Annotated in this window: 17 protein-coding genes and 1 tRNA gene; 2 read left to right on the plus strand and 16 right to left on the minus strand. The window is 69.1% G+C overall.

The genetic code is table 11. The features are described from left to right. Nucleotides 1–7: 7 nt before the first annotated feature. The 12 genes from pdxS to ACNI14_RS09420 form a co-directional block, all read right to left on the minus strand. Nucleotides 8–916 (minus strand): pyridoxal 5'-phosphate synthase lyase subunit PdxS, encoded by a 909-nt coding sequence (gene pdxS / locus ACNI14_RS09365; protein WP_420519742.1) that lies wholly within the window; start codon nt 914–916, stop codon nt 8–10. Continuing rightward, the gene (locus ACNI14_RS09370) at nt 913–2,064 is read right to left on the minus strand and encodes a glycosyltransferase family 4 protein (protein ID WP_420519743.1); all 1,152 of its coding nucleotides are present in this window, start codon (nt 2,062–2,064) and stop codon (nt 913–915) included. The genes pdxS and ACNI14_RS09370 overlap by 4 nt, the downstream gene beginning before the upstream one ends. Then, complete coding sequence (locus ACNI14_RS09375; RefSeq protein WP_420519744.1) at nt 2,061–2,948, minus strand: phosphatidylinositol mannoside acyltransferase; 888 nt, start codon at nt 2,946–2,948, stop codon at nt 2,061–2,063. The genes ACNI14_RS09370 and ACNI14_RS09375 overlap by 4 nt, the downstream gene beginning before the upstream one ends. Further along, nucleotides 2,945–3,658, minus strand: coding sequence for a phosphatidylinositol phosphate synthase (gene pgsA, locus ACNI14_RS09380; protein ID WP_420519745.1), 714 nt, complete (start codon nt 3,656–3,658; stop codon nt 2,945–2,947). Before pgsA ends, ACNI14_RS09375 begins: the two co-directional genes overlap by 4 nt. Before the next feature lie 16 nt (nt 3,659–3,674). Further along, on the minus strand, nt 3,675–4,223 hold the full coding sequence (locus tag ACNI14_RS09385) for an HIT family protein (protein ID WP_420519746.1): 549 nt from the start codon (nt 4,221–4,223) through the stop codon (nt 3,675–3,677). Between the two features lie 3 nt (nt 4,224–4,226). Further along, nucleotides 4,227–6,218, minus strand: a complete 1,992-nt coding sequence (thrS, locus tag ACNI14_RS09390) for a threonine--tRNA ligase (protein WP_420519747.1) — start codon at nt 6,216–6,218, stop codon at nt 4,227–4,229. A 93-nt stretch (nt 6,219–6,311) separates the two neighbouring features. Further along, nucleotides 6,312–6,524, minus strand: a complete 213-nt coding sequence (locus tag ACNI14_RS09395; RefSeq protein WP_420519748.1) for a hypothetical protein — start codon at nt 6,522–6,524, stop codon at nt 6,312–6,314. A 169-nt stretch (nt 6,525–6,693) separates the two neighbouring features. Continuing rightward, a complete protein-coding gene (locus tag ACNI14_RS09400) occupies nt 6,694–7,893 on the minus strand; it encodes a phosphotransferase (protein WP_420519749.1) in 1,200 nt (399 codons plus the stop codon). Nucleotides 7,894–7,981: 88 nt separating this feature from the next. Then, the gene (locus tag ACNI14_RS09405; protein WP_420519750.1) at nt 7,982–8,146 is read right to left on the minus strand and encodes a hypothetical protein; all 165 of its coding nucleotides are present in this window, start codon (nt 8,144–8,146) and stop codon (nt 7,982–7,984) included. Nucleotides 8,147–8,177: 31 nt separating this feature from the next. After that, nucleotides 8,178–8,318, minus strand: a complete 141-nt coding sequence (locus ACNI14_RS09410; RefSeq protein ID WP_420519751.1) for a hypothetical protein — start codon at nt 8,316–8,318, stop codon at nt 8,178–8,180. Between the two features lie 168 nt (nt 8,319–8,486). Beyond that, complete coding sequence (locus ACNI14_RS09415) at nt 8,487–11,090, minus strand: excinuclease ABC subunit UvrA (protein ID WP_420519752.1); 2,604 nt, start codon at nt 11,088–11,090, stop codon at nt 8,487–8,489. A gap of 298 nt (nt 11,091–11,388) precedes the next feature. Beyond that, a tRNA-Val gene (locus ACNI14_RS09420) sits at nt 11,389–11,460 on the minus strand. A 130-nt stretch (nt 11,461–11,590) separates the two neighbouring features. Between ACNI14_RS09420 and ACNI14_RS09425 the strand changes: the two genes are divergently transcribed. After that, complete coding sequence (locus ACNI14_RS09425) at nt 11,591–13,117, plus strand: sensor histidine kinase (RefSeq protein WP_420519753.1); 1,527 nt, start codon at nt 11,591–11,593, stop codon at nt 13,115–13,117. After that, a complete protein-coding gene (locus ACNI14_RS09430) occupies nt 13,114–13,794 on the plus strand; it encodes a response regulator transcription factor (RefSeq protein WP_420519754.1) in 681 nt (226 codons plus the stop codon). Before ACNI14_RS09425 ends, ACNI14_RS09430 begins: the two co-directional genes overlap by 4 nt. Nucleotides 13,795–13,909: 115 nt before the next feature. Here ACNI14_RS09430 and ACNI14_RS09435 read toward each other — a convergent pair whose 3' ends face one another. From ACNI14_RS09435 to ACNI14_RS09450, 4 genes are all read right to left on the minus strand, one after another. Continuing rightward, the gene (locus tag ACNI14_RS09435) at nt 13,910–14,308 is read right to left on the minus strand and encodes a hypothetical protein (RefSeq protein ID WP_420519755.1); all 399 of its coding nucleotides are present in this window, start codon (nt 14,306–14,308) and stop codon (nt 13,910–13,912) included. 299 nt (nt 14,309–14,607) lie between these two features. Further along, nucleotides 14,608–15,087: a hypothetical protein gene (locus tag ACNI14_RS09440; RefSeq protein ID WP_420519756.1), complete on the minus strand. Its 480-nt coding sequence runs from the start codon at nt 15,085–15,087 to the stop codon at nt 14,608–14,610. Nucleotides 15,088–15,191: 104 nt separating this feature from the next. Then, complete coding sequence (locus ACNI14_RS09445) at nt 15,192–16,064, minus strand: aminotransferase class IV (protein WP_420519757.1); 873 nt, start codon at nt 16,062–16,064, stop codon at nt 15,192–15,194. Continuing rightward, nucleotides 16,061–17,161 (minus strand): chorismate-binding protein, encoded by a 1,101-nt coding sequence (locus ACNI14_RS09450; protein WP_420519860.1) that lies wholly within the window; start codon nt 17,159–17,161, stop codon nt 16,061–16,063. The genes ACNI14_RS09445 and ACNI14_RS09450 overlap by 4 nt, the downstream gene beginning before the upstream one ends. Between the last annotated feature and the right edge of the window lie 109 nt (nt 17,162–17,270).

Below are 17,270 nucleotides of genomic sequence, written 5' to 3' on the forward strand. Positions count from 1 at the left end.
GGTCGCGTCACCAGCCGCGCTCGGCGAGGCGGTGGGGCTCAGGCTCGTCCTCGACGTTGATGCCCACCATCGCGTCGCCCAGCCCGCGCGACACGTCCGCGATCACGGCGGGGTCGTCGTAGAACGTGGTCGCCTTGACGATCGCCTTGGCACGCTCCGAGGGGTTGCCCGACTTGAAGATGCCGGATCCGACGAACACGCCCTCGGCACCCAGCTGCATCATCATCGCGGCGTCCGCCGGCGTGGCGATGCCCCCCGCGGTGAACAGCACCACGGGCAGCTTGCCGGTGGCGGCGATCTCCTTGACCAGGGGAAGCGGCGCCTGGAGCTCCTTGGCCGCCACGTACAGCTCGTCCTGCGGGAGCGCCGCAAGGGCCTTGATCTCGGCTCGGATCTGGCGCATGTGAGTGGTCGCGTTCGACACGTCGCCGGTGCCGGCCTCGCCCTTCGAGCGGATCATCGCCGCGCCCTCGGAGATGCGACGCAGCGCCTCGCCGAGGTTGGTCGCGCCGCACACGAACGGGACGGTGAAGTTCCACTTGTCGATGTGGTGCGTGTAGTCGGCCGGCGTCAGCACCTCGGACTCGTCGACGTAGTCGACGCCCAGGGACTGGAGCACCTGCGCCTCGACGAAGTGGCCGATGCGCGCCTTCGCCATCACCGGGATCGACACGGCGTCGATGATGCCCTGGACGAGGTCCGGGTCGCTCATGCGGGCCACGCCGCCCTGTGCGCGGATGTCCGCGGGGACGCGCTCGAGGGCCATGACGGCCACCGCGCCGGCGTCCTCCGCGATCTTGGCCTGCTCGGGGGTCACGACGTCCATGATCACGCCGCCCTTGAGCATCTCGGCCATGCCGCGCTTGACCAGGTCGGTGCCTACCTGGGGGGTGGGGTGATCGGCGTTGTCGCTCATGCGGTGCTGTCCTTCGCTTGCTGGGGATGGAATTCAGCATCCATTCTAATCGCGTCTCGGTAGGTTGCTTCGATTCGGGGCGCAACCTGGCGCCAGTCGAACGTGCACGCACGCGATTGGCCCCTGTTGGCGAGATCGCGGCGGGCCTCGGGATCCGCGAGCAGGGCGTTCACTCGGGCGGCCAGCTCCACCGAGTCGCCGACGGTGTGCATCGCCACGCAGGCCTCGCCGTCGGAGTCGGTCGCGACGTCGCGGAAGGCGACCAGGTCGCTCGCCACCACCGCGGCGCCCGCGGCCATCGCCTCCACCAGCACGATTCCGAAGCTCTCGCCGCCCAGGTTGGGTGCGCAGTACACGTCCACGGAGGCCATGAACCGCGCCTTCATGCCCTCGTCGAGCTCACCCACCACCTCGGCCCCCGCGCGGGCCGCGCGTGCGGCGATGCGATCCGAGAAGCGGCCCGCCACGAGGAACCGGGCGCGTGGATGCCTGCGCCGCACGATCGGGATCGCCGCGAGCAGCGGCTCGAGTCCCTTGCGGGACTCGTCCATGCGACCCAGGATGCCGATGGTCGGCGCGTTCTTGGTGCCGCGCCACTCCTTCACCGGCTTCGCCTCGGTGTAGGCGGCGGTGTCCACGCCATTGGGGATGATGTGCGTCGCGGACACCCCCAGGTGCTCCTTCACCGTGCGGTCAGCGGAGGGCGAGACCGCGATGCGCGCGTCCAGCTCCTCGTAACCGGGCTTGATGAACGGCTTCGCGATGCGCATGATCCGCGAGTGGTCGTTCGACGTGTGAAACGTCGCGACGGTCGGCCCCAGGCGCGCCCACATCGCGATCACCGACAGCGACATGGTGCCGGGCTCGTGGAGGTGCACGATGTCGAAGTGCCCCTCGCGCAGCCACTTGCGCACCCGCATTGCTGCAGCCATGCCGAACGTGATGCGCGCCGTCGAGCCGTTGTAGCGCACGGGCAGCGACCGCCCGGCGGTGGTGACGTAGGAGGGGACGCCGGTGGCCGGCGCCGCCGGCGCGAGCACCGACACCTCGTGGCCGCGCCCGATGAGCGCCTCCGCGAGGTCCATCACGTGCAGCTGGACGCCACCCGGGCGGTCGAAGGAGTACGGGCACACGATGCCGACCCTCATGCGACCCACCCGAACCGCTGCAGCATGTGCCAGTCCTGCGGATGCCGGGCGATCTGCTGCGCCATCCAGCCCGCCCACGCCTGGCTCACCTGCTCGACGCGCGAGTCCTTGGGGAAGTCCGCCGGGTCGATCACGGGACCGAAGGTCATCACCACGCCCCAGCGGGAACCCGCCGCTCGGCGCCGCGCGCCACGCAGGCGCTCGTAGTGGAGCATCACCGGCATGACGGAGATGCGCGCCGCCGCCGCAACGGCCGCGGGACCGGGGGCGACCTTGACCGGCCGCCCCCACATCTCCACCTCGACGCCCCGGCCGGACATGTCGCGGTCCGCCAGCAGGCAGATCAGCCCCCGGTCGCCGCGTCCCAGCTGGATCAGCTGTCGAAACGTCGAGCCGCCCTCATGGCCCAGCACGTGGATGCCCACCCGCTCGCGCATCGCGACGAACTCGTCGAAGACCTCGCGCGGCTCGAGCACCTCGGCGACCGCCGTGATCCGGGTGAGGTTGCGTGCGCCCCATGCGCCCACCAGGTCCCAGTTGCCACAGTGCGACAGCACCGCGACCACGGGCTCGTCGCCTTCCAGCAGCTCGCGGACCTCCTCGAAGTTCTCGGTGCGCGCGCGGGCGTCGATCTGGCTGTGCTTCATGCGGCCCAGCTCGAGAACCTCGGAGTAGTAGCGCGCGGCGGACGCCATCCCCTGCCGGGACAGCCGGCGCAGCTCACGCCCTTCGAGCCCGGTGACGCGGTGCAGGTTGTCCTCGAGGCGTGCGGCCGGCTTGGCGCGGGTGGCCCACGCCCACCATGCGACGGCCGATGCGGCGGCGCGGGTCACCGCGATCGGCGACCTCGAGGACACGCGCCACGCGGTGAGGAACGCGCTCATCGACCCGCGTCGCGGTCGTTGCCGTCCGAGGCTGGCTCTCCGGGGCTGTGCTCGGGATGGTCTCCGTAGTCAAGCGAGTCGCGATGCTGGTCGTCGTGGTCGCGCAGGTCCTCGCGATTGGCGCGCACCACCGCCATGGTCCGCTGGCCCACGGTGAACGCACCGGCCGCGGCCAGCAGGAACAGTGTCCAGGTGAGCACCCACAACGGCAGGCCGAGGCCCACGAAGCCGGTCGCGGTGAGGCTGATCACGAGCCGGTCCGACCGTTCCGCGATGCCACCGGAGGCGTCGACGCCGAGCGACTCCGCCTTCGCCCGTGCATACGGCACGAACGAGCCGATGGTCAGGCACAGCAGCGCGGCCAGCGCGGTCGGCGGGTGCACCTCGCGGAAGCCCCACACGAGCGCGCCGAAGATCGCCGCATCGGCCACGCGGTCCAGCGTCGAATCCAGGTATGCGCCCAGCCGGGACGTCTTGCCCGACAGCCGCGCCATGGTGCCGTCGAGCATGTCCGTGACCACGAAGAACGTGATGACGATGACGCCCCAGAACATCGCGATTCCACCGCGAGGGAGCAGCACGACGGCGCCGGTGACCACGCCGATGGTGCCCGCGATCGTGACGGCGTTCGGGTGGACCCCGAGGCCGAGCAGCGCCTTCGCGGGCGCCTGCCAGATCGCGGCCATCAACGGCCGCAGCTTGCCGAACATAGGTGACCTCCCGGTCCTAGAGTCCGCCCCACGCGCGCGTCAAGCGCTCCCAGGTGTCGTCGAGCAACTCTGGCACAGCCTTGGTGCGACCGATGATGGGCAGGAAGTTCGAGTCCCCGGTCCAGCGGGGCACCACGTGCTGGTGGAGGTGCTCAGAGATGCCGGCGCCGCCCACCTGGCCCTGATTCATCCCGATGTTGAACCCCTTGGTGCCGCTGACGTCCGTGAGCACCCGCATCGCGGCTTGCGTCAGCTCGCCCATCTCGTCGCGCTCGGCGTCGGTCGCCTCGGTGTACCAGCCCACATGACGGTACGGGCACACCATCAGGTGGCCGGGGTTGTACGGATACAGGTTCAGCACCACGTAGCAGTGCTCCCCGCGGTGGACCACCAGCCCCTCGCGGTCGTCGCCGGTCACCTTGGTGCACAGCGGGCACTCGTGCTCGCCGGTGTACTCGGGGCGGTCGGACGAGTGGCGGATGTAAGCCATGCGGTGCGGAGTCCACAGTCGCTCGAAGCCGTCGGCCTCGCCGCCCATCATCTCGCCGTCGACGATCTCCGCCATCTGCTACACCTGCGCCTTGGTCCGGACTGCGTCCACGATCCGCGCCACGGCGTCGGCCACGGGAACGCCGTTGTCCTGGCTCCCGTCGCGCAGTCGGAACGACACCGCTCCGGCCTCGGCGTCCTCACCGCCGGCGATCAGCACGAACGGGATCTTCTCCTTGGAGGCGGAGCGGATCTTCTTGGGGAACCGCTCGTCGGACGCGTCGAGCTCCGCCCGGATGCCGTGCGCACGCAGCTGCGAGACCACGTCTGCCAGGTAGTCGTCGAAGGCATCGGCCACGGGAATCGCGCGCACCTGCACCGGCGAGAGCCAGACCGGGAACGCGCCCGCGTAGTGCTCGGTGAGGATCGCGAAGAATCGCTCGATCGAACCGAAGAGTGCGCGGTGGATCATCACGGGGCGCTGACGGCTGTTGTCCGACGCCGTGTACTCGAGCTCGAACCGCTCGGGCAGGTTGAAGTCGAGCTGAATGGTCGACATCTGCCACGAGCGGCCGATGGCGTCGCGGGTCTGGACCGAGATCTTGGGGCCGTAGAAGGCCGCGCCTCCCGGATCCGGCACCAGTTCCAAGCCCGAGCCCTCGGCCACCTCTCGCAGAGTCTCCGTCGCCTCGTCCCAGATCTCGTCCGAGCCCACCGACTTCTCCGGGTTGCGCGTCGACAGTTCGAGGTAGAAGTCGTCGAGACCGTAGTCCTTGAGCAGGTCGAGCACGAAGGTGAGCAGACCGTTCAGCTCGTCCTTCATCTGCTCGCGGGTGCAGTAGATGTGGGCGTCGTCCTGGGTGAAGCCGCGCGCACGGGTCAGCCCGTGCACCACCCCGGACTTCTCGTACCGGTACACGGTGCCGAACTCGAACAGCCGCATCGGCAGCTCGCGGTACGAACGCCCGCGCGCGTCGAAGATCAGGTTGTGCATGGGGCAGTTCATGGGCTTGAGGTAGTAGTCCTGGCCCTGCTTGGTGACGTTGCCGGCCTCGTCGCGCTCCTCGTCCATCTGCATGGGCGGGTACATGCCGTCGGCGTACCAGTCGAGGTGACCGGAGGTCTCGAACAGCTGCGCCTTGGTCGCGTGCGGGGTATAGACGAACTCGTAGCCCGACTCGATGTGCCGCTGTCGCGAGTACTCCTCCATCTCGTGACGGATGATCCCGCCCTTGGGATGGAAGACGGCCAGTCCCGAGCCGATCTGATCGGGGAACGAGAACAGGTCGAGCTCGCTGCCCAGCCGACGGTGGTCGCGCCGCTCGGCCTCTGCGAGCCGCTCCTTGTACGCGGTCAGCTCCTCCTTGGTGGGCCACGCCGTGCCGTACACGCGCTGCAGCTGCGGGTTCTTCTCGGAGCCCTTCCAATACGCGGCCGCCGAGCGCATCAGCGACCAGCCATTGGCAAGCAGCTTGGTGCTGGGCACGTGCGGCCCGCGGCACAGGTCCTTCCAGGCGACCTCGCCGCCCCGGCGCACGTTGTCGTAGATGGTGATGTCGCCGTCACCGATCTCGACCGAGGCGCCCTCGGCACCGTCGGCCTCGTGGCTGAGCAGCTCGCACTTGTACGGCTCGTGGGAGAGCTCCGCGAGCGCCTCCTCGCGGGAGACGTCGCGGCGCACGAACGCCTGGCCCTCCTTGACGATGCGCTGCATCGCCTTCTCGAGCTTCTTGAGGTCGTCAGGAGTGAAGGGCTCCGCGACGTCGAAGTCGTAGTAGAAGCCGTTGTCGATGGGCGGTCCCACGCCCAGCTTGGCGTCCGGATGCGCCTGCTGCACGGCCTGAGCGAGCACGTGTGCGGTCGAGTGGCGCAGCACCATGAGGCCGTCGGGCTCGTCGATCGTGACGGCCTCGACGCTTGCACCGTCGGGAAGTTCGCGGGCGAGGTCCCACAGCGCGCCGTCGACGCGCATCACGAGCACCTCGCGGCGGTCTCCGAACAGTTCCGTGCCCGTCGTCGTCGCGTCGACCTGTCGCTGGTCTCCGTCGACGGTCAGGTTGATGGTGGGCACCAGTGATCTCCTCGGGTGGGCAGGCTTGGGTCATCGACGCGCCGATGCGCGTCCAGGTCACCCGACGATGCTACCGATACGCGAGCTGCGTCGTCACCGGTAGCCGTCGCCCTCCATCTGCTCCTGCTCGTTCTGCGGCGGTTCGTCCGCCTTGACCCAGTCCCCGGCGAGCTGGACCTCGTCGTCGGCGCCCTGGGGCACCACCCGTTCCTCATCCGGCACGAGCTCGTCGTCGTTCGCGGTGCCATCGTCGATGGGGTCGTCCGGAAAAGCCGGCTCGTCGTCTGGCGTCGGTGCGCTCGTCATCATGAACCTCCTCGCGGAATCACGATCGCTGACACTTGGAGAAACCCCGAACGGGCGCGGGTATTCCAAGCATCGGACGGCCGGACGAGGCACGTGGGGGTGCTGCGTGCTGAGGTGCCTGCGCATCGTGGGTGCCGAACCCCTCCCAGGCGGTGCGCACACCGGCCCGTCAGGTCCCGGATGAGTCCTCGAGCACTGACTCCGCGGTGCCCAGCCACGCGGCGGCGACGCCGTCATCCTCGGCCCCGGCCACCAGCGACAGGATGTTGGCGGAGACCCGCGCCCGCAGTTCCTCGAGGCCGAATCGTTCGCCGAAGACCTGGAGCAGGCGCTCGGCAACCGGGGGCACGCCGCGGTACCCCTCCGCATCGAGCTGGGGCAGCACCATCATGTGGGCGAGCATGCACGCGCAGTCATCGATGCGGCGCCCCGGACCCAGGGTGTCGAGATCGATGACCGCCTCGATGCGCGACGGGGCCGCCGCATCGTCCAGGTAGATGTTGGCCGCGTGCAGATCGCCGTGCGTCGCGACCGTCGGGTGCGACGGCGCGGAGGCCAGCACGGCCCCGATGCGGTGCTCGAGCGCCTCCACCCGCTCCTTGGGCAGTCCTTCATCGATCGCCATGCGTGCGTACTGCGACACGCGGTCGGGCACCGGCGGTCGGGCATCCAGCGCCGTCGCCTCCTCGGGCAGCCGGTCCATCGCCGCGAGCAGCATCTGGGGATCGATCTGAGCGGGATCCGAGCCATCGGGGCGATGCAGCGCTCGGGTCATGGGGACGCCGTCGGCCTCCTGCACCACCACGATCCCGTCGCCCGCGTCCAGCGCGAGCGGCGCAAGATCGCACATTCGGTGCCGCGCCAGCATCGCCTCCGCCCGCTCGGGCCTCACCACCTTGACGTACCAGGTGCGCCGGCCGTCCTCCGCGACGGTGCGCACCCGCAGCACCGCGCGGCGCATGGGCCGCATCACCATCATGTCAAGCGACTCGATGGTGATGCTCCGTCCCGTCGCGGCGCTCAGGCGCGGCGCGAGGGTCTCCGGGATGCAGGCATCGGCCAGTCCGGGCAGGTACGGATCCGCGGGGTGACGCCACACGTGCACCTCGCCGTCGTCCGAGGCCAGTCGCACGGCCTTCGCCGCGGCACGCTGCTCATCGGTCAGCTCCACGGTCGAGGCGATCAGATAGATGCGCTCTCCCCCGGCGACCACGTCGTAGCCCACCGACGTCTCTGCCCCGGGACGCGCGTTGACGGAGTCGACGGTCCACGACTCCAGCTCGATCTCAGTGGTGGCGAGTGCGGTCGCCAAGATGTCGCCCGCTTGGGGCCCGGTCAGCAGCGGCGCCGCTGCGTGATCGCTCGCCATGGCAATATCTCACCACGCAGATGGCCGATGCGCCGCATCCGGAACACGCCGGGCCGGCTGTGTCGACCGAACGGGCGCGCGACGGCGCTCAGTCTTTGTTGTGCTTCTTCGCCCAGTCGGCGCCCTTGTCCAACTTGCTGTGCGTCGACTCGGGGGCCTTGTGTCTGATCTTCTCCGTGGCCTTGTCGATCTGCTCGTCGGAGGTGTTCCTCACCGCGTTCACGGCCTTGCGGATCATCCCGAGCTTTCCCATGATGTGCCTCCTCTCGATCAGCAGGCGGCGGTCAGCCCTTGCCGTCTTCCGAGGACTCGCCGGGCGCTGCCGACGTGTCGTCCGCGATCTGCTCGGCGGCGTCGTCGAGATGATCCTTCGCCACCGTCGCTGGCTGGTCCTTGGCCTTCTTGAGATTGTCCTCGGTGCTCATGGTTCGCCCCCATCGAAAGGCATCGGACGGTTCGGACAACGGCGCTTACCGGTTCCTCATTCCCCCACGGCGCTCACCATCGATCGCCGTTGGCAGGTCCGCGTCGTGCACGTCAGCAACGCAGCCGGCGTCCAGATCAACACCTCGATGCACGGCCATGACGCCGGGCTATCTCGGCGAGCCGCGGTGTGCGAGGGCGTCTGCCAAGTACTGCGCGGTGCGGCTCTGTGACGCGGTCGCCACTGCTTCGGGCGTTCCCTGCGCGACCACCGAGCCGCCCGCATCTCCCGCACCCGGCCCGAGATCGATCACCCAGTCCGCCTGGGCGACGATGCGCATGTCGTGCTCGACGATGATGACCGTGTTGCCCGCATCGACCAGGTGCTGCAGGTGTCGCAGCAGGCGATCCGCGTCGGCCGGGTGAAGTCCCGATGTCGGCTCGTCGAGGAGATAGAGAGTGTCACCGCTGAGCGCCCGCCGCAGCTCCGACGCGAGCTTGACGCGCTGCGCCTCCCCACCTGAGAGCTCGGTCGCCGGCTGGCCGAGCGAGACGTACCCGAGTCCCACGTCGACGAGCGCATCGAGGTGACGCACGAGCTCGGGGTCGTCGAAGGCGGCGCGCGCCGCGGCGACGCTCATGGCGAGCACCTCGGCCACCGTGCGGCCGTCGAGCTCGATCTCGAGAGTCTCGGCGTTGTATCGCGTGCCGCCGCAGGTCGCGCACGGCGCTTGGACGGTCGGCAGGAAGAGCAGCTCCACCTCGATCGTGCCTTCGCCCTTGCAGGTCGGGCAGCGGCCGCTCGCTCGGTTGAAGGAGAACCGGCCAGCGCCGTAGCGCCTGCGACGAGCCTCTGGCGTCGCGGCGAACAGGGCCCGCACCCGGTCGAAGAGTCCGGTGTAGGTCGCGACGTTCGAGCGAGGAGTGCGACCGATCGGGCGCTGGCTCACCTGGACGACCCGCCGAATCCCGTGGTCGGCCGTGATGGCACGCCCCGTCGTGTGCTCCGGGGAAGGCGAGAGCAGCAGAGCGCCTGAGCCCTCAGCGGGGGCATCGGCTTCGCCTCGGCCCGTGACTCCCCTGTCCGCATCCGCCTCGACCTCGGCCTCGACCTCGGAGCCCAGCAGGTCGGGAAGCGCCTGGGTGACGAGCGTCGACTTGCCGGAGCCAGAGACCCCGGTGACCGCGGTGAGCACGCCGAGGGGAAAGCTCACCGACAGCTCCCGCACGTTGTTGCGGGTGACATCGACGAGCTCGAGCCGCGTATCCGAGGACCGCCGCACCTGCCGGGCCCCGGCAGGCACGTCACCCCAGTCGAATAGGTAGTGGCGGGTCACCGATTCCTCGGCCTCGCGCAGTCCGTCGGGCGTCCCTGAGTACACGACGGCGCCCCCGGAGGCCCCGGCGCCCGGCCCGATGTCGACGATCCAGTCGGCGCCACGGATGACATCGAGAGAGTGCTCGACGAGGAACACCGTGTTGCCGGCGTCCTTGAGGGACGAGAGGACCCCCACGAGCGACTCGGTGTCGGCGGGGTGGAGACCAGCCGAGGGCTCGTCGAGCACGAACACCACCCCGAACAACTGCGACAGCACCTGTGTGGCGAGCCGCATCCGTTGGAGCTCGCCCGACGAGAGCGTCGGAGTCGTCCGATCGAGCGATAGGTATCCGAGCCCCAGGTCGGCAAGCGGCGCGATGCGCGACAGTGCCTCCGTGCCGAGGCGCTGCGCGGCGAGCCTGCGCTCGGCCGCCACGGGCGCAGTCTCCCCCAGCGGCTCCCAGCTGGGGTCGAGCACGCGTTCGATCAGCGCAGCGACGTCATCGAGAGGGAGCGCCGACAGCTCGGTGACGTCATATCCCTCGAAGGTGACGCCGAGTGCCTCCTGCTTCAAGCGTTTCCCGTGGCACTGCGGGCATGCGACGCTCACCATGAACGAAGCTGCACGCTCGCGCATGCGTGCGCTCTTCGAGTTCGCGAACGTGTCGAACACGTAGCGCTCCACGCCCACGAACGAGGACATGTACGACGGTTCGTCGCCGCGCTCCACCGCTGCCCATACCTGCTGCGGTGTGAGCTCCCGATAGACGGGAACCTGCGGAGTCTCGCGCGTATGGAGCGCCCACTCCCGCCTCGATGGGGAAATCTCCCGCCACGGGATGTCGACGTCGTAGCCGAGCGAGACAAGACTGTCCCGCAGCTGCTGACCGTGCCATGCACTCGGCCATGCGGCCAGCGCACCGTCTCGGATGGACAGTGAGTCGTCCGGCACCATGCGAGACTCCGGCACGTCATGCACCTGCCCGAGCCCGTGGCATCTCGGGCACGCGCCCTGGACAGTGTTCGTCGAGAAGTCCTCAGCGAGCAGCATCGGCACCCCCTCGGGGTAGGTTCCCACCCGCGACATCAGCATCCGCACGACGTTGGCGATGCTCGTGGCGCTGCCGACAGTGGAGCGCGCGTTGCCGCCAGACCGCTGTTGTGGCAGCGCGACGGCGGGAGGCAGCCCCTCGATCGCGTCGACATCGGGAGCGCTGACCTGGCTCATTAGTCGCCGCGCATAGGGCGCGACCGACTCGAAGTAGCGGCGCTGAGACTCGGCGTAGATGGTGGCGAAGGCCAGCGAACTCTTGCCCGAGCCGGACACCCCCGTGAACGCGACGATCGCATCGCGAGGGATGTCGACGTCGACGTCGACGAGGTTGTGGGTTCTCGCGCCGCGGACGCGGACGCCATCCGCACCCGTTGCCGGCCGTCCGGAAGCTGCAAGTTCCACGTGTTTCCTCCTGGAGTGGTGCGTCGTCACCCGGCATCGAGCCACCAGGCCATCTCTCCCACCCCAACGCAGAGTCCACCCCCACAAGTCCCGCGTGGCGCGGTCCCCGGAAGTTCGGGCCGACGACAGTGGTGAAACGAAGGGTGCTCTGCACATCCGCCCTCTGCAGTCCCGCGCTCGTGGGACACCGGCGGGCCCATCGGGAGATCCCCCTTACGGGGCTAACCGCGAACCGCAGCGCAGAAACAAGAAAGCCCCGACGCCCTCGGCGAGGAGGGACATCGAGGCTTTCTCGGGGTGGGCGATACTGGGTTCGAACCAGTGACCTCTTCCGTGTGAAGGAAGCGCGCTACCACTGCGCCAATCGCCCTGAGCGAGATCCATAGTAGCGCGTCCCAGCCCCCACTCGTGCACGGACGGCGCCGCTCGGCGCTCCGTTCGTGAGAGAACTCTCACGCGTCAGCCCTGGTGCGTGGCTGTGTCAGTGCGAGACTAGCGGCATGTCCGAGAGCGTAGACGACCACCCTGAGGCGGCGCCGTCCCGCCGTCGGTGGCCTCCGCATCGGCCGCACCTCACCGTGCGCTCCGCGATCCTGCTCGCCGTGCTCGGACTCACCGCGCTGGCACTCGTCACCGCCGGTTACACGGCCTTCGCGCTGCAAGAGACACGCGTGAACTCCCGCATCGACGCGGACCTGAGCGCCACCGCTGAGGAGTTTCGGGTGCTCGCTGAGGTCGGGGTCGACCCGCGCACCGGCGACGCGTTCTCCTCTCCCCAAGACCTCGTGCGCACCGCGATGGAGCGGATCATTCCTGGGCGCAATGAGGGAGTGCTCGGCATCGTCAACGGGGAGATCGAATACACGTCGCGCGGCGCCGATATCGCTCTCGAGGACGACCCCGAACTCGTCGACGCCCTTGGCGCCCTCGTGGCCGGGGACACGGCGCTCTACACCACCATCACGACTGACGCGACGCAGTACCGCCTCGCCGCCGTCCCCGTCTCGGTTTCGCCGACCGACCCCTCGACCGCTCAGCCGGGAGACCCCACCCCCGCCGAGGAATCGGTAGCCGCCTTGGTCCTCGGCTACGACATCGCCGCCGAGCAGGCGGAGTTCGGAGGCGTCTTCACCACGTACGCGTGGGTGGCGGCCTCGTCGCTGGCAGTCGTCGCGGCCGTCGGTTGGCTCGTCGCCGGGCGCGTGCTGTCTCCTGTGCGGGTGCTCGCCAATACGGCAACGCGCATCGGTCGCCGCGACGTGTCGGAACGCATCCCCGTCTCGGGCACGGACGACATGGCGCGCATGACGGCATCCGTCAACGACATGCTGGACCGCATCGAGTACGCGTTCGAGTCCCAGGGCCAGTTGGTGGGAGACGTGCGTCACGAGCTTCGCACTCCGCTGACCATCATCCGGGGGCACTTGGAACTCATGGACCCCGCCGACCCCGAAGACGCGCGTGAGGTGCGCGCGCTCGCGCTCGACGAGATCAACCGCATGAACCGGGTGGTGGGTGACCTGACCACACTCGCCACCATCGACAGACCTGACTTCGTCGTGCACCGCGATGTAGGCGTTGGCCCGCTGACTGACGAGCTTCTCGATAAGGCGACCATGCTCGGCGATCGCCAGTGGAACGTCGTCTCGCGGGCCGATGTGACGGTCCTCGGCGATCGCGAGCGCCTCACCCAGGCATGGCTTCAGTTGGCGGCGAACGCGGTCAAGTTCTCCCCCGCAGGCTCGGCGATCTCGCTCGGTTCCGATGCGGATGCGAATGCGGACAGTGTTCGACTCTGGGTACGCGACGAAGGTGTGGGCATTGCCCCCGCGGACCAGGACCGCATCTTCGAGCGGTTCGTCCGCGCAGGGGATGGGTCCACCGAAGGGTCCGGCCTCGGGCTCACCATCGTGCGCGCGATCGCCGACGCCCACGGCGGCTCTGTCCGGTGCCAATCCGAGCCTGGGGTCGGCTCGACCTTCACCATTGCGCTGCCGCTGCCTGCTGAACCGGAGGTCACCGAGTGACTCAAATACTCATCGTGGAGGACGAGGAACGAATCGCCTCCTTCATCGCCAAAGGACTGACCGGCGCCGGCTACGTCCCGATCCGGGCGTCGAGCGTGCGGGAGGGCATGGATGCGGTGCTGGTGCACGATCCAGCGCTCATCGTTCTGGACCTCGGCCTTCCCGACGGCGACGGCATGGAGTTGCTGCGCAGCATGCGAGACAGCGGCGTCAGCGCACCGGTCATCATCCTCACGGCCCGGCGGTCTCTCGACGACACCGTGGCGGGACTCGAGGGCGGAGCCGATGACTACATGGCCAAGCCCTTTGGATTCGACGAGCTCCTGGCCCGCATTCGGCTGCGCCTGCGCCACGTTGACAGTGCCGACTCGACAACCATCGAGCAAGGCGCGCTCGTGCTGGACCTGCGCGCTCGAACAGTCACGCTCGAGGGCCGCACCGTCGACCTCTCCGCTCGGGAGTTCGCCCTCGCGGAGACCTTGATGCGCCACCCGGGCCAGGTCCTGACGCGAGAGCAGTTGCTCGCCCAGGTGTGGGGATATGACTTCGATCCCGGCTCGAATGTGGTCGACGTCTACGTGCGCTATCTGCGAGCCAAAGTCGGGACAGAGTGGATCGAGACCGTCCGGGGCGTCGGCTATCGCTGGCGCCGCGCTGGGGCTGCTCAGCGGGAGTGAAGCGGGTGCGGGCCGCAGCCCACGCGGACCATTGCTCGCGACGGAGCGCGGCAAGCCAAAACCCGCCCGCGCCTTGCTGAGGAGTCAGGGAGGCGCGAGCGGGTTCTCGTGGTTGTCAGTCGGACGACTCGGCTGAGGGGGGCGAGTCGGCCGACTCCACGCTTTGTGGCGACGCCGGGCTGGGCGCCGATGCCGGGCTGTTCACCGAGGCGGGCGAGTTGGCCGATGCCGGCGAGTTGGGCGATGCCGGCGTGTTGACGGAGACCGGTGTGTTCGGCGAGAGCGTGCTCGTGGCGGACTGCGGCGAGGCCGTCGACTGAACGCTCACGGGGGTGACGGTCGACATGCGAGAGCTGAGGGTCACCGCACCACCCTGGCGCTCACCCAGTTCCGAGAGTTCGACTCCGGGGCCGAGGTCCGATCCGTCGGAGTTGTTGGTAGCGAACGCCGCACCGGCGCCGAGAGCGGCGATACCGAGCGCTCCGGTCACGATCCATGCCGTCTGCTTGGCCATGATCTCCCTCCTCACGGAAACCCCAATGGATTCCTTGGCCACTACTCTGGTCCCCCTCCATGAGAGCACAGCGAGAGCCAGATGAGAGTGCTCTCATGTATCGGTGACGACGTCTGACACGGAGCCTCTGCGACGACGGCTCCCGGTGGCGTCGTGCTGCCGCCATGGCCGCGCTGGTCCGACCCCGCCTGACGGGTCATTCCACGGCTTGGCCACGTGCACGGCACCACAGACACGACTAAGCCCGCCTGCCTCCCACTGACGGATCAGGGGAAGCGGGCGGGCTTGGTGCCGGGTGCCTAGTCGGCCGACTCGGCCGAGTCCGGGCTGTCCGGGCTGTCGGGTGAGTCAGGGCTGTCGGGCGAATCCGGGCTCGGGGGCGAATCCGGGCTCGGCGCTGAGTATGCGCTCGCGGGCGATACCGGGCTGTCCGGCGAATCCGGGCTCTGGGGCGAGACCGGGCTCTGGGGCGAATCCGGGCTCTGGGGCGAATCCGGGCTCTGGGGTGAGTCAGGGCTGTCCGGCGAGACCGGGCTATCCGGTGACACCGGGCTGTCGGTCGATTCCGGCGACGGAAGCGAGGCAACGCTCACGGGGGACACGCTCGACATCCGCGAGCCGACAGTGACCACACCGCGCTCGCGCTCGCCCGTCTCGGTGAACTCGACTCCAGCGCCGGGCTCGGAGCGGTCATCGTTCACGTTGGCGAACGCGGCGCCCGTTCCGAGAGCCGCAATGCCCAGTGCCCCAGTGACAATCCATGCTGTCTGCTTTGCCATGATGTTCTCCTCTCGTCGAGCCCTAGTGGGCTGTACGAGGACTACTCTCCCTGCCTTGCATGAGAGAACCCGGAGATCCGGATGAGAGTGCTCTCATAGGGCTTCTACGAGGGACGACGGGGCGCCGGATCGGGGTTGCGTTCGGCATTGAGCTCGAACAGTGTGCTGAGCCGGCGCAGCAGCGGGCCCGCAGCCAGGTCGCGGCCGTCGAGGCTCGCCACGTGCTGGACCCCCCTCGTCGAGGACGTGACCGCCAGGAACGCGCGGCCGTCGATCGCCGCGTCCAAGACGCCCATGGTGAGCTCGCCGGGCGCGGCGACACGGATCGGCAGCCCCGCATCGGCCGCCCATTCGAGCGCGAGGCCCCTCGTGATGCCAGGAAGGCATCCCGAGGCCAGCGGCGGGGTGAGGATCTCGTCGTCGCATTCGACGAAGACGTTGGTCGCCGTGCCCTCGCAGAGGTTGCCATGCGTGTTGGCCACGAGCGCCTCGTCCGCACCCCGCTCGCGTGCATATCCCGCCATCACGGCGTTCTCGCCGTACGAGGTGGACTTGACTCCGGACAGAGGCGAACGCTCGTTGCGATGCCACGGCGCTCTCACGGCGTGACACACGCGCGGGCGGGCCGCCTGCCCGCCGGTGATGACGACCGTCTGGGCTCCGTCTCCGCGCGCCGAACTCATCGGCCCCGGGCCCGAGGTGACGGTCACGCGCAGGCGAGTGAGACTCCCCTTGCCCGCTTCCATCACCGCTTCCACTCCCGCGCGGATCGCGTCCTCGGCCGGCTCCGCGAGTCCGATGCGCGCGGCCGAGTACCGCAGCCTCGCCAGATGCCGGGTGAGCGCGAAGGGCCGCCCGTCGCGGATCGTGATCGTCTCGAACACCCCGTCGCCCACGGTGAGCCCGTGATCCGTTGCCGTGATGATCGGCTCATCCGAGGCGCGCAGGGAGCCCCCACTCCACACGATCACCGTCATCTGTCGAGTATCTCGGTAGATGCCAGGCCGATCAAGCGTCTTGCCTTCAGTTCGGTCTCCGCCCACTCGCCTGCCGGGTCGGACCCCCACGTGATGCCCGCCCCCGTGCCGAACCTCAGCATGCCGTCGCTCCACCAGAACGTGCGAATGCCCACGGCGAGTTCCGCCCGCCGAGCATCGCCATCGATCCACCCGATCGCGCCGCAGTAGGGGCCCCGCGGAGCCGTCTCCTCGCGCTCGATGATGCGCAGCGCCGAGTACTTGGGGGCCCCCGAGACGGACCCCGGCGGAAAGGTGCCGTCGAGCAGCATCGGCCACATGGACCGCGTCCACTGGTACCGCGGTGCGAGCGACGCCTCGACGGTCGACTCCAAGTGGGTCAGGCCAGGGTGCTCGTGCTCCCCGAGAAGCTCGGGGACGGCGACCGTCCCGGGCTGCGCGACGTGCGACAGGTCGTTGCGCACCAGATCCGTGATCATCACGTTCTCGGCCACGTCCTTGTCGAGCATCGCCACTCCAGGGGCGGCGGTCCCCTTGATCGGCGAGGACCGCACCCGGTGCCCCTCGACTCCCAGGTACAGCTCGGGTGACGCGGACACGATCCACGCGCCCGGGTGGGCGTCGCCTGCGGGGATCACGATCCGGCTCGCGTAGCGCGCCGGGTTGCCGATCGCGAGACGTTCGCTGAGCGCCACAGCATCCGGACCATCCGGTCCCGCAGGCAGCGGCGCACTCAGCACCCTGCAGAGATTCACCTGGTAGACGGTGCCGTCGCGGATGTCCTCCCGAATGCGCGCGACGCCCCCCATGTAGGCGCCGCGATCGAGCGAGGTCTCCCACGCATCGGCCGCCGGGCCTTGCCAGGCGCGCCCCGTCGGCGGCGCGGGACGCGCGTCGCCCTCACGCTCATGGGTGTAGTCGACCTCGTCCATTCGCCACGCGTCGATGCGTCCGTCGAAGTCGCCGACGACGACCCAGAACCCGCCTTCGGAGAAGCGATGCCCGTCCACGCGCGCATCGATGTGCTCGATCACGCCACGGGCACGGACGCCACGGAACTCGGCGCTGCCCGCCACCCGCCCGGCGTCTGCGTTCATCACGTTCCCCACGCTAGCGGGCTCGGGCGGTGAGGCCTCGCGGCCGCCGCGCCGAGACGCCCGGCGTTTTGTGTTGGGCCCAGAAGTCGGCTAGAGTTCCAATCTCGTC

Origin of the sequence: Demequina pilifera, assembly GCF_048814985.1 — a bacterium.
In the GTDB taxonomy this organism is placed as follows: domain Bacteria; phylum Actinomycetota; class Actinomycetes; order Actinomycetales; family Demequinaceae; genus Demequina.